The organism is Pseudomonas luteola NBRC 103146, from assembly GCF_002091675.1.
Taxonomy (GTDB): Bacteria; Pseudomonadota; Gammaproteobacteria; order Pseudomonadales; family Pseudomonadaceae; genus Chryseomonas; species Chryseomonas luteola.
Genome location: NZ_BDAE01000011.1, coordinates 43,634 through 56,796, shown reverse-complemented (window position 1 = coordinate 56,796; position 13,163 = coordinate 43,634). Strand labels below are relative to the sequence as shown.

At 56.1% G+C, this 13,163-nt stretch carries 6 protein-coding genes and 1 pseudogene; 5 read left to right on the top strand and 2 right to left on the bottom strand.

Annotated features, from left to right (window positions below):
* Positions 1-85 precede the first annotated feature (85 nt).
* Positions 86-4,957, top strand: coding sequence for an NAD-glutamate dehydrogenase (locus tag PLU01S_RS13430; RefSeq protein WP_074825319.1), 4,872 nt, complete (start codon positions 86-88; stop codon positions 4,955-4,957).
* 48 nt (positions 4,958-5,005) lie between these two features.
* Here the strand turns inward: PLU01S_RS13430 and PLU01S_RS13425 are convergent.
* A pseudogene (locus PLU01S_RS13425) lies at positions 5,006-6,009 on the bottom strand (alpha/beta fold hydrolase).
* A 229-nt stretch (positions 6,010-6,238) separates the two neighbouring features.
* Here PLU01S_RS13425 and PLU01S_RS13420 point away from each other — a divergent pair.
* The 4 genes from PLU01S_RS13420 to PLU01S_RS13405 all read left to right on the top strand — a co-directional run bounded on the left by PLU01S_RS13420 (position 6,239) and on the right by PLU01S_RS13405 (position 12,053).
* Positions 6,239-8,497, top strand: a complete 2,259-nt coding sequence (locus PLU01S_RS13420; protein ID WP_074825321.1) for an ATP-binding protein — start codon at positions 6,239-6,241, stop codon at positions 8,495-8,497.
* A 10-nt stretch (positions 8,498-8,507) separates the two neighbouring features.
* Complete coding sequence (locus PLU01S_RS13415; protein ID WP_073449641.1) at positions 8,508-8,969, top strand: response regulator; 462 nt, start codon at positions 8,508-8,510, stop codon at positions 8,967-8,969.
* A gap of 88 nt (positions 8,970-9,057) precedes the next feature.
* Positions 9,058-11,475 (top strand): response regulator, encoded by a 2,418-nt coding sequence (locus PLU01S_RS13410; protein WP_074825323.1) that lies wholly within the window; start codon positions 9,058-9,060, stop codon positions 11,473-11,475.
* On the top strand, positions 11,472-12,053 hold the full coding sequence (locus tag PLU01S_RS13405; RefSeq protein ID WP_010797978.1) for a biliverdin-producing heme oxygenase: 582 nt from the start codon (positions 11,472-11,474) through the stop codon (positions 12,051-12,053). The genes PLU01S_RS13410 and PLU01S_RS13405 overlap by 4 nt, the downstream gene beginning before the upstream one ends.
* Here the strand turns inward: PLU01S_RS13405 and PLU01S_RS13400 are convergent.
* Positions 12,039-12,974, bottom strand: coding sequence for a hypothetical protein (locus PLU01S_RS13400; protein ID WP_074825324.1), 936 nt, complete (start codon positions 12,972-12,974; stop codon positions 12,039-12,041). The two genes, PLU01S_RS13405 and PLU01S_RS13400, sit on opposite strands and share 15 nt — an antisense overlap.
* Between the last annotated feature and the right edge of the window lie 189 nt (positions 12,975-13,163).

Below are 13,163 nucleotides of genomic sequence, written 5' to 3'. Positions count from 1 at the left end.
CTCGAGCTGAACACCCTGGGTCCTCGTCCTTGTATGTAGGCACCAGGCGTGCAAAAAACGAATAAAGCCCAGATGGAGTACAACCATGGCGTTTTTTACCGCTGCCAGCAAAGCGGACTTTCAACACCAGTTACACCTTGCTCTTGCTCAGCATGTGGACGAGCCGACGCTCTCCAGGCTGACACCCTTCGCTGACCAGTTCTTCGGAATTGTCGCGTTGGAAGAACTGACCCAGCGCCGTCTTTCGGACCTTGTTGGTTGTGTACTCTCGGCCTGGCGCTTGTTGGAGCGTTTCAATCCGGCTCAGCCGCAGGTCAATGTATTCAACCCTGAATACGAGCGGCATGGTTGGCAGTCTGCCCACACGGCGGTAGAGGTCCTGCATGCCGATATCCCGTTCCTGGTCGACTCGGTCCGCATGCAGATCAATCGATCCGGACACAGCGTACATACCCTGCAGAACAGTGTGCTGAGCGTACGCCGTGATGAGACAGGCCGTCTGCGGGAGGTACTGCCCAAAGGTACCCAGGGAGAGGGAGTCAGCCAGGAATCAGTCATTTTCCTTGAGATCGATCGCTGTGCTTCAGCCAGCGACATGAAGGCGCTTGAATCAGCCCTGCTTGAAGTGCTGGGCGAGGTACGCCTGGCCGTGAACGATTTCAACCCCATGAAACAGCGTATAGCGCATCTGCTCGATCAGCTGGATACCATGGCGGGGCCAAATGTGGCAGCAGAAGAGCTAGACGAGGTGAAGACCTTCCTGGCCTGGCTCAACGATAACCACTTCACGTTCTTGGGATACGAAGAATTTACCGTCGAGAACGAGGGTGAAGGTGGTCGTATCTTCTATGACGAGTCCTCTCTGCTGGGGCTTTCGCGGCAGCTGCGCATAGGCCTTACTGCCGAAGACGCTCATATCCAGACCGAGTCGCTGCAGTATTTCCGCGAGCCTTTGCTGCTCTCGTTTGCCAAAGCTGCGTTGCCAAGCCGGGTACATCGTCCGGCCTATCCCGATTTTGTCTCTATCCGTCAGTGCGACGAACAGGGGCATGTCATTCGTGAACACCGGTTCATGGGGTTATATACCTCCAATGTCTATAACCAGAGCGTCGAAGCCATTCCCTTTATCCGGCGCAAGGCGGCGGAAGTCAGACGTCGGGCCGATTTCGGTGCCAGTGCGCATTTGGGCAAGGAACTGGCGCAGGTGCTTGAAGCGCTGCCTCGTGATGATCTCTTCCAGACGCCGGTAGATGATCTTTTCGCTACGGCGATGTCCATTGTGCAGATCCAGGAGCGCAACAAGGTTCGCGTCTTCCTGCGCCGCGATCCCTACGGACGCTTCTATTACTGCCTGGCCTATGTACCGCGCGACATTTATTCCACCGAGGTCCGTCAGCGCATGCAGCAGATCCTTATGGAGCGCTTGCATGGCACCGACTGCGAGTTCTGGACCTATTTCTCCGAATCCGTTCTGGCGCGTGTTCAGTTCATCCTGCGTATCGATCCGGGCCAGAAGCCGGAAATTGATCCTTCGCGTATCGAAAAGGAAATGGTGCAGGCGTGCCGGTCCTGGAAGGACGACTATGCGAGTCTGATCATCGATACCTTGGGCGAGGCGCAGGGTACCGCTGTACTGGCCGATTTCCCTCAGGGTTTCCCGGCCGGTTATCGTGAGCGTTTCGCGCCGCATCTGGCGGTGGTGGACATGCGGCATCTGCTGAACCTGTCGGAAAGCCGCCCGCTGATCATGAGCTTCTATCAGCCGCTCGGTTACAGCGGCGGCGACAATGTCCTGCATTGCAAGCTCTATCATGCGGATACGCCGCTGGCCTTGTCGGATGTACTGCCAATCCTTGAAAACCTTGGCTTGCGCGTATTGGGTGAGTTTCCTTATCACCTGCGCAAGAAAGATGGGCGCGAATACTGGATCCACGATTTTGCCTTTACCACGGTGGCGGGGTTGCATGTGGACCTGCAACAGCTCAACGACACGTTCCAGGATGCGTTCATCCATATCGTCAATGGCAGCGCCGAGAATGACTCCTTTAACCGGCTGGTCCTGACGGCCGGGCTGCCCTGGCGTGATGTGGCCCTGCTACGTGCCTACGCGCGTTACCTCAAGCAGATTCGCATTGGGTTCGACGTTGGCTACATTGCCAGTACGCTGAACAATCATGTGGACATTGCACGCGAGCTGACACGCCTGTTCCGTATGCGCTTCTATCTGGCGCGCCGTATGAGTCCGGAAGATCTGGAAGACAAGCAACAGCGTTTGGAGCAGGCAATCCTTGCAGCGCTGGATAACGTGGCAGTGCTAAACGAAGACCGTATCCTGCGTCGCTACCTGGATCTGATCAAAGCAACGCTGCGAACCAACTTCTACCAGCCAGACGAAAATGGTCAGCCCAAGAGCTATTTCAGCTTCAAGTTCAATCCGCGTGCTATCCCCGAATTGCCCAAGCCTGTACCGCGATTTGAGATTTTCGTTTACTCGCCACGTGTGGAAGGCGTCCACTTGCGAGGCGGCAAGGTTGCTCGTGGCGGTCTGCGTTGGTCGGATCGGGAAGAGGATTACCGTACAGAAGTGCTGGGCCTGGTAAAGGCGCAGCAGGTCAAGAACTCGGTAATCGTACCGGTAGGGGCAAAAGGTGGATTCGTACCGCGGCGTCTGCCTGTAGGCGGTAGCCGGGACGAGATCCTGGCTGAGGCAATTGCGTGCTACCGCATCTTCATTTCCGGTTTGCTGGATATCACGGATAACCTGAAAGAAGGCGAAATCGTTCCGCCAGCGGGTGTTGTGCGTCAGGACGATGACGATCCCTATCTGGTCGTGGCGGCCGATAAAGGTACAGCGACCTTCTCGGACATTGCCAATGGTATCGCAGCTGAATACGGCTTCTGGCTGGGTGATGCGTTCGCTTCTGGCGGTTCGGCAGGTTACGACCATAAGAAAATGGGAATTACCTCGCGGGGTGCCTGGGTTAGCGTACAGCGGCATTTCCGCGAGCGGGGCATTGACGTCCAGAAAGATCCGGTCACTGTACTAGGGATCGGCGACATGGCCGGCGATGTATTTGGTAACGGCCTGCTGCGCTCGGAAAGCCTTGAGCTGGTAGCGGCATTCAACCATTTACATATCTTTATTGACCCAAACCCCGATGCTGCCCGCAGCTTCGCCGAGCGCCAGCGTCTGTTTGACCTGCCACGCTCCAGCTGGACGGACTATGACGCCAGCCTGATTTCCGAGGGTGGCGGCATTTTCTCGCGTAGTGCCAAGCGAATTGAAATTTCGCCGCAGATGAAAGAGCGCTTCGATATCCAGGCCGATCAGCTGACGCCTAACGAGCTGATTCATGCACTGCTCAAGGCTCCGGTCGATCTTATCTGGAACGGCGGTATCGGTACTTACGTCAAGGCCAGCTTCGAATCCCATGCGGATATCGGAGACAAGGCCAACGATGCGCTACGGGTGAACGGCAACGAGTTGCGCGCGAAGGTGGTAGGTGAGGGCGGTAACCTGGGCATGAGCCAACTGGCACGGGTCGAGTATGGTCTCACTGGTGGCGCATGCAATACCGACTTCATTGATAATGCCGGCGGCGTGGACTGCTCTGACCATGAGGTCAACATCAAGATTCTCTTGGGCGATGTGGTGTCCTCTGGCGACATGACCCTGAAACAGCGTAATCAGCTGATGGGCGAGATGACCGATGAGGTTGGTGAGCTGGTCGTCAACAACAATTACATGCAAACCCAAGCGCTGTCTCTGGCGGAGCGTCGTGCACGGACGCATCTCATGGAGTACAAGCGTCTCATCGTGGACCTGGAAGGTCGTGGCAAGCTTGACCGCGCACTGGAGTTCCTGCCCTCTGATGATGTTCTGGCAGAGCGCGCGAGCCAGGGCATAGGCCTGACCCGTGCCGAGCTTTCGGTGCTGATCTCCTACAGCAAGATCGATTTGAAGGAACAGTTGCTCAAGTCGAGTGTGCCGGACGATGAGTACCTTAGCCGCGACATGCATACTGCGTTCCCGCAGCGCCTGACTGAGGAATTTGGCGAGGCGATGCAGCGGCATCGTCTGAAGCGCGAGATCGTGAGTACCCAGATCGCCAATGATCTGATCAACCATATGGGTATCACCTTTATCCAGCGCCTCAAGGAGTCCACCGCCATGAGCGCGGCGGATATCACGCGTGCCTATGTTGTGATGCGGGATGTCCTGCATCTGCCTCATTGGTGGCGTCAGATCGAAGCGCTGGACTATAAGGTTCCGGCAGATGTTCAGTTGAGTCTGATGGATGAGTTAATGCGCTTGGGGCGTCGTGCGACGCGCTGGTTCCTGCGCAGCCGTCGCGGTGAGCTGGATGCTGCGCGTGATGTTGCTCACTTCGGGCCACGTGTTGCCGCGCTGGGCGTTCGTTTGAACGAACTGCTCGAGGGCGAGCCACGCAGCCAGTGGGAAGGGCGGTATCAGCATTACATCGATCAGGGTACGCCGGAGCTACTGGCGCGTGTGGTGGCGGGTACGACGCACATCTATACGCTTTTGCCCATCATTCAGGCGGCTGACGTGACCGGGCATGATCCTATCCAGGTAGCCTCGACCTGGTTCGCTGTTGGCAATGCGCTCGACCTGACCTGGTATCAGCAACAGCTCAACGAGTTGCCGGTTGAAAACGCCTGGCAAGCATTGGCGCGTGAAGCGTTCAGAGATGAACTGGATGCACAGCAGCGCATCATCACGATTGCGGTTTTGCAGATGCCTGAGGCACCTGAAGATAACGCTGCGCGGCTGGCCCTATGGATGGAGCACAACCGTACCATGGTGGAACGCTGGAGAGGTATGCTCAGTGATGTGCGTGCCGCCAGCGGAAAGGACTTCGCCATGTATGCGGTCGCAGCCCGTGAACTAATGGACTTGGCTAGTCTGGGTTCTGCCACGAGTTCGACGATGTAAGTCGCACCATCGATAAAAAACCCCGCCTCGGCGGGGTTTTTTTATGAGCTATTTAATTTCAGCCAATCCTTTGAGCAGCGCCTTGTGAAAACGTTCGGGATCCTGGATTTGTGGCGCATGTCCCATGTCATCAAATTCGACTAGTGTGGCATGGGGAATGGTCTTGGCTGTCTGCTTGCCTAGGGTCGTATAGTCACCCAGTGCCTTCTGTGCTTCTGGGGTGGCTGCGTCCTTGCCAATGGCGGTATTGTCCTTGGTGCCTATCATGAGCAGCGTTGGCATGCGCAGCTGATCAAATTCATAGACCACAGGCTGGGTATAGATCATGTCGTACAGCAGGGCCGAGTTCCAGGCTACGACCTGCTTGCCTTCACCACGATACAGCCCGGCCAGCATATCGACCCAGCGATCGTATTCAGGCTTCCACTGGCCGGCGTAATAGGTGTTCTGCTCGTACTTGCGAATACCTTCGGCGCTTGTTTTCAGCTCCCGCTCGTACCATTGATCAACACTACGGTAAGGCACACCTTTGGTCTTCCAATCTTCAAGGCCAATGGGGTTAACCATGACCAGCTGCTCGACCTGGCTGGGGTAGAGCAGGGCATAGCGGGTAGCCAGCATGCCACCGGTGGAATGACCTAAACTGTGACCTTGTCTACACCCAGATGCTCAAGAAGCGCGTGGGTATTCACCGCCAGCTGCTGAAAGGTATATTGATAGTGTTCAGGTTTGGTGGATTTACAAAAACCAATCTGGTCCGGCGCTACGACCCGATAACCGGCCCCACTCAGTTGGGCTATGGTCGTTTCCCAGGTTCCGGCACAAAAGTTCTTTCCATGCATCAACACCACGGTACGCCCGTTAGGTGTTGCGGTAGGCTTCACATCGATGTAAGCCATTTGCAGGCGTTGATTTTGGGATGTGAACTCAAACTCACTTACCGGGTAAGCGTATTCGAAACCCTCCAGACGTGGACCATAGGCGGCATCGGCAGCCAACGCCGAATGTGTCAGGGTAGCTAGCAGCAAAGCAGGGGCGAGGCGCGCGAACATGGATAACTTGCTCCTTGGGATGATTCAGCCGTTTCGACTTACCCTAGGTAACTAATAGTTCCGCAGTCCACCAGCACTGTTTGACAAGACATGTACAACAGGAAAGCTCTAGTGAGCGGATCACAGATCTTTAGCGCTATCCCGATCAATCACACTTGTACAATAACGTACCTATGCAGGCACAATCGGCATAGATAAATCATCCATACGTAACGACAGGAGAGGATGCTTGGCCGTCGCCGACAATCCCAGTTCCTCGCTTCCAGCCAGCACGCTGACGGAATGTGCGAAAGAACCTATACACATTCCCGGTAGTATCCAGCCACATGGATTTCTGCTGGCCCTGAGCGAGCCGAGCCTGACAATTACTCAGGTTAGCCAAAACGTACAGGATTATTTGCATGCCAGCCCTGCCGATCTGTTAGGGAAATGCCTGAGTGATTTTCTGCCAGAAACGAATCTGTCCGAGCGGCTGAAAGAGCTGGTCATCGAGGACCACAATCCCTTCTATCTGGGTGACGTGGCCTTGCGGCTTGGCGATAACGGCTACTGTTTTGCCATGTTCGTGCATCGTTTCGATGATGTATTGATCGCCGAGTTCGAAGCGGCCGGCACGGCGGCAATGGCCTACACAACGATGTATCCGTTGGTGCGTACCTTTGTCGAGCAGCTGCAGCATGCCGAGTCCATTGAGGCGCTTTGCCTGCTGGCGGTACGAGAGGTCAAGCGCATTACGCAGTTTGGCCGAGTACTGGCATATCGCTTCGATCACGACGGCCATGGCCAGGTGATTGCCGAAGAGGCAGACGAGGGTTACGACCGTTACCTTGGCCATGTCTTCCCCGAGTCGGATATCCCGGCTCAAGCGCGTCGGCTTTATCTTGAAAACCGGATTCGTGTCATTCAGGACGCCCATTACGAGCCCTCTATCATCGAGCCTTCCGTCAACCCGGAAACGGGGCGCCCACTGGACTTGAGCTTTGCAATGCTACGCAGCGTATCGCCAGTGCATGTCCAATACATGCGTAACATGGGTACGCAGGCCTCGATGTCCATTTCCATTCTGGTGGATAACGAGCTCTGGGGGCTGATTTCCTGCCACGATGCCGAGCCAAAGTCAGTGAGCTTCCAGAAGCGCACTGGCTGCGAACTCCTGGGACGTATGCTGTCCTTGCAGATCGAGGCTGGTGAGTCTCACAAGTTATCCGATCGCCGCCTGTCGCTTCGGCAGATGATCGTGCAGTTGCTGGCCGCGATGGCTGACCGCGACAGTGTTATCGAGGGCATCGCTGAAGTACCCGATATTTTCCTCCGGTTCGCCAGTGCGTCGGGTGGTGCTATCGTATCGGCTGAGCGCTGCGACCTGATTGGTCAGACGCCCCCGCGTTCGGTCGTCGAGTCGTTGGTGATGTGGCTCTCGACACATGTTGAAGATGATTTCCATACCAACAATGTGACACGCGATATTCCCGAACTGGAATTGGGCGGCTATGTTGCCGGTTTGCTGGCGGTGCCGATTTCCGAGCTTCACTCCCATTACCTGATCTGGTTCAGGCCAGAGCAGGTTCAGGTCGTCAACTGGGCCGGGCCGCCGCATAAGGCGGTGCAGGACGACGGGATGCTCAATCCCCGTCTGAGCTTTAGCACGTGGCAGGAAACCGTCCGAGGCTTCTCATTGCCGTGGGATCCGCTGGAGGTCGAGGGCAGCATCGAGCTGCGTAATGCCGTTCGCGGTATCGTCTTGCGCAAGGCTGAAGAGTTGGCCGAGCTGGCAGAAGAGCTCAAGCGAACCAATAAGGAACTTGAAGCCTTTTCCTATAGCGTCTCACATGACCTGCGTGCGCCTCTTCGGCACATTGCCGGTTATGCAGAATTACTCAATGACTTCGAGGGCGACAAGCTCTCTGATCGCGGCGCACGCTTCCTTGAGAACATCGGCGTTTCAGCACGGTTTGCCGGAACCCTGGTTGACAACCTGCTGAGCTTTTCCCAGATGGGAAGGGCTGCGATCCGCTATTCCGATGTCAATGTCGCAGCCTTGATCGAAGCGATTCGTCAGGAGATGGCGCCTGACTTTGCCGGGCGCAACATCGAGTGGAAGGTCGAGCCATTGCCGATGGTCATTGCAGATGCGGCTTTTATTCATCTGGCGCTCCGCAACCTGATTTCCAACGCGATCAAGTACACCCGCAACCGCGAGCAGGCGGTTATCGAGATCGGCTCAGAATCAACCGACAAGGAAGACATTTTCCATGTCAGGGATAACGGGGTCGGATTCAACATGGATTACGTGGGCAAGCTGTTCGGCGTCTTCCAGCGACTGCACCATATGGACGAGTTCGAAGGCATCGGTATCGGCCTTGCCACTGTCCGCCGTATCATAGAGCGCCATGATGGCAGGGTCTGGGCTGAGGGCGAGCCGGGCACAGGTGCCACGTTCTATTTTGCTTTACCGAAACAGCGCCCCCTTTCCACACAGAAACGTTGAGACTCCTTCTATGCTTAAGCCGATTCTTCTGATCGAGGATAATCCGCACGATCTCGAGCTGACGTTGGTTGCGCTTGAACGGAGCCAGTTGGCCAACGAGGTCATTGTTCTGCGCGACGGTGCCGAGGCGTTGGACTATCTCATGCGCCGGGGCGCTCATGCTGAGCGACTTGAGGGAAATCCGGCGGTAATGCTGCTGGACTTGAAATTACCCAAGGTCGATGGCCTTGAGGTGCTCAAAGAAGTGCGTGATACCCCGTCATTGCGCAGCATACCGGTTGTAATGCTGACTTCTTCTCGCGAGGAGCCTGATCTGGAGCGGGCCTATCAGCTCGGTGTCAATGCTTATGTGGTAAAACCTGTTGAGTTTCGTGATTTCGTAGCGGCCATCAGCGACCTAGGCATCTTCTGGGCTGTGCTCAACGAGCCGCCACCCGGTTCGTTTCGTCTAACCCGTCGCCCCGGCTCATAGTGAGGTCCTTATCAAATCCTATACTGCAGATGACCCGAACGGCCTGATTTCACGTTCCATGCTCGTGGAACCTGCTCGGCGAAGCGATATGTCCTTACCGAAACGCATCAAGATATTGTTGGTCGAGGATAGCAAGCTCGACGTCGAGCTGATCCTTATCGAACTGGAGCGCAACGGCTTTAGTCTTGAGCCGACGGTTGTGTATGACCGAGCGGGGCTTGACGCAGCACTGTGCGGCCAGCCGTTCGATCTTATCCTGTCGGATATCATCCTGCCTGGCTTCTCTGGAGCCGAGGCGCTCAAAGTGGCGCGCGTAGCGGCTCCCGATACGCCGTTCATCTTTGTTTCCGGCATTTTTGGTGAGGCACATGCCGTCGAGATGATGCGCCTGGGCGCGAATGACTACGTGCTCAAACAGAGTCTGGAGCTGCTTTCTACTTCTGTAGAGCGTGCATTGACTGTTGTGCATGAACGACGGGAGCGCCGCAAGGCCGAAGAGGCTCTGCAAACGCTTGAAGTGCGCTCCCGGCTGGCAATCGATGCGGCGCGCCTGGGCATGTGGGAGCTTCAACCCGAGACCAACTGCCTACTGTGGGACGAGCGCTGCAAGGCCATGTTCGACTTGTCTTCGGACGCACAGGTCGATTTGGAGTTGTTTGCTCGACTGGGGCATCCGGACGAAGTCCAGAAAATGTTTGACGCGGTCCGCCGTGCTACCGAGCACAGCAATGACCAGGAATATCACGCGGAATACCGGATTTCTCTTCCTACTGGAGGACAGCGCTGGATTGAGGCGAGAGGCAAGGCATTCTTCGAGGATGGCATCTGCACCCGTCTGCTCGGGGTAATGATGGATATTACCCAGCAGAAGCGGGCCACCGAAGCGCTGGAGCAACTCAATACCTTGCTGGGCGAACGTGTACAGGAACGTACACGCGAGCGCGACCGTACCTGGGATCTGTCACGAGACCTGTTGATCGTAACCGGATCACAAGGTCGTCTGTTGGCATTGAATCCGGCCTGGGCTGAGACCCTAGGATGGGATCGCCAAGCCTTGATCGACAAGCCGTTCATTGAGCTGGTGCATAGTGATGATTGCAGCATTACCCAAGCTGAGCTGAACAGTGTCAGTAACGGCCGGATAACCAACCGGTTCGTTAATCGTATTCAGCATCGAGACGGCAGCTATCGCTGGATTTCCTGGACGGCTGTGCCCGAAGATGGAAAGTTGTATGGCTCGGGGCGCGACATCACCGCCGAAGTGGATGCCATGGAAGAACTGGCGACAGCCAACCGGCAGCTGCGTGAGCAGATCAATGAGCGGGAGCGGGTAGAGGCGACGCTGCAGCAAATGCAGCGCCTGGAAGCCGTGGGTCAGCTTACGGCCGGTGTTGCGCATGACTTCAACAATCTATTGACTGTCATTCTCAGCAGTGCGGCGTTCATGGGGCGCGATCTGGAAAAGGGTACTTTAGAAAAGTTGCCTTCGCGTCTGCAGAACGTTCGCGAGGCGGGAGAGCGAGGCGCCAAGCTGATTGGCCAGTTATTGGCGTTTTCACGACGCCAGCGTCTTGCGCCAAAGCCTGTTGAGCTAAACGAGACAGTCAACAGCATGCTGGCCTTGCTGCAAAGCACCATGGGCGGCAGCGTCTGGATTGAGACCTCGCTGGAGCCGGGGCTTTGGCATGCCTTGGTCGATCCGACCCAGATCGAGTTGATCATCCTGAATCTGGCAATTAATGCTCGGGATGCCATGAGCGTAGGCGGGTCGCTGCGTCTGACCACGGCCAACCAGACGATTACCGCTGCACCTTCGCGGCCTGAAGAGCCAGAGCCGGGCGATTACGTCATGATGTCCGTGCGGGATTCTGGCACGGGTATGACAGATGAGGTGCTGGCCAAGGCATTCGAACCGTTCTTTACTACCAAGGAAGTAGGCAAGGGGTCTGGCCTGGGGCTTGCTCAGGTGTTTGGTTTTGCCAAGCAATCCGGTGGTGGAGTGCGCATCGAAACCGAATTGGGTGTAGGCACCGAAGTCAAAGTATTTCTACCTCGCGCCGAGGTGGAGTTGGATGATGCGGCGTCGGATACCCAGGCAGCCTCCGAAAGTCGCATGGATGGACCCAGACGTACGATCCTGCTGGTTGATGATGACAGTGCCGTTCGGGAGGTTACCTCAACGCTGCTTCAGGAGCTGGGATATAGCGTCATCGAGGCGCAAAACGGTTTTGCTGCATTGGCGGTGATAGAACGTACGGCCAAGATTGATCTGTTGCTGGCTGACTTTGCCATGCCGGGCATGAACGGCGCCGAGCTTGCCCGAACGTTGCGCCAACGCCAGCCCGATCTTCCGGTAGTCTTCATTACCGGATACGCCGAACTCGGCGAGCTGGACGAGCAGGAATATTTCATCGTACCCAAGCCCTTCCGAGAAAATGACCTGGCGAACAAGGTTCATTCAGCCCTGAAAGGCTCCAATCCCTTGAAAGTAATACAGCAGACATGAGTACGTCCTCTATTCGTGAGCGTTTACGACAGGCCGGTGGCGAATTGCACCAGCAGGTGGACGCCTTGTTTTCGTCCTATCGACTAACGGATCTGGATGGCTACCAGACGTTTCTGGTTGCCCATGCATGGGCCTTGTTTCCCATGGAGGAGATGCTTGAGTCCTCCGGCATCGAAGCGATGATGCCTGACTGGAAGCAGCGTCGGCGTCGGTTTGCATTGGCCGAAGATTTGGCCATGCTGGGTGTTTCTGTACCTGAATATAAGCCTTTGCAGGCCTGCAGTAATGAGGCCACCCTTTGGGGATATGCCTATGTGCTTGAAGGGTCACGGCTCGGCGGCAAGATGATTGCCCGCTATGTGGCTGGTAGTGATGAGCCATTGATTCGGGCTGCAACTCATTATCTGAGTCATGTTCCTGACTCCGGGCCGGCCGGATGGCCTGCTTTTCTGGCAGAGCTGGAGCATCGGGCGGTACATTGGAAAGAAGACGATCTCTTCAGCGGTCAATCTCAAGCCTTTGGCTTGTTTTTACAGGCAGGGCAACGCTTTCAACCGGTCGCCTCAAGCACCGCCTGATTCTTCAGGCGGTAACGGCGCTGTGGGTGTCCTTTCATCAGGAATCGCTCCAATCTGGCGTAGGCGAACCAACAGATCGGGAGCGCCTGCCAATTTGAGTCCCTGACCTAGCGCATCGCTTAACGGTGACTGACGGGGCAGCAGAAGCCATTCCAGCTGCTCCGGGTGTCCGGGAAGAGTAAGTCGGGCATAGGGAATGGCGTTATCAATCAGTAGTTTTACAAACCCTCGCTCGTTCCAGCACTCCGAAGGTACGGCAAGTACATGGAAGGCTTCACCGAGTGTCTCTACCGCAGCCGGATCGAGCTGATAGGTCGTCAATTCTGCGGGCAGTAGATATTCAAGGCCTCTCAGGCGTGCATAAGCTACTGCGCCTGCAAAAGCACAAACCTGCTGCTCATCGCCATACCAGAACAGCCGTGAGCCGCGCCAGCTCGCTTCACGAAGCTGCAGTGAAAAGCGGTTTCCTGCCAGGGCCTGGCCCAGTGTGGACTCAAAGTCGCGATAACTGATAATGCGTACATGGCGGCGACAGTAGGGTGTAGCGGCCAGCTCTTCAAAGCTGCTCGCCGAGACCGTGCTGACGGCGGGGTGGCGTGTATAGACGCCGTTGATCCAGCGCAGGTCGAAGCTGGAGTAGTTGATCTGTCGCGTCTTAATGAGCTGGCTGAGAAGCTCATAGGCAGGCGCCTTGTCTTCCTGAACCGGACCTGAAAGTGCTCCACGTGACAGGGAAATCAATTGATACAGGGGAAGCCCTTCATCCCACCAGATGCTTTCGACATCCTCCGGAAGTGGCTGAAAATCAAGATCCAGACGGCTGGCGCGATGCAGCACTCGACTGGCCGACTGGCCAAGTCTCAAGCGCTGGGTAAGCGCCATGAACCGAGCACTGAGGCTTAGCGCATTCCGCGGGCTCATTTTCCCTCCGTGGGACAATTCACTGGCGCTCCATTCGTATTCAAAGACCCGTTGATAAACGGCGGGCCATCGGACCCTGCCGACTGATAAAGATTCACTGATTGCACTAACAATTCACTATGGCATGCATAGGAAAGTCTGCGCGATTTTCTTCCGAACGGTTGGAATAACCCGGGGAAGTAGAGCACA

Coding starts and splice junctions, on each gene's coding strand:
- PLU01S_RS13400 (WP_074825324.1), bottom strand. CDS start 12,974: ATGAGCCCGCGGAATGCGCTAAGCCTCAGTGCTCGGTTCATGGCGCTT.
- PLU01S_RS13415 (WP_073449641.1), top strand. CDS start 8,508: ATGCTTAAGCCGATTCTTCTGATCGAGGATAATCCGCACGATCTCGAG.
- PLU01S_RS13405 (WP_010797978.1), top strand. CDS start 11,472: ATGAGTACGTCCTCTATTCGTGAGCGTTTACGACAGGCCGGTGGCGAA.
- PLU01S_RS13410 (WP_074825323.1), top strand. CDS start 9,058: ATGTCCTTACCGAAACGCATCAAGATATTGTTGGTCGAGGATAGCAAG.
- PLU01S_RS13430 (WP_074825319.1), top strand. CDS start 86: ATGGCGTTTTTTACCGCTGCCAGCAAAGCGGACTTTCAACACCAGTTA.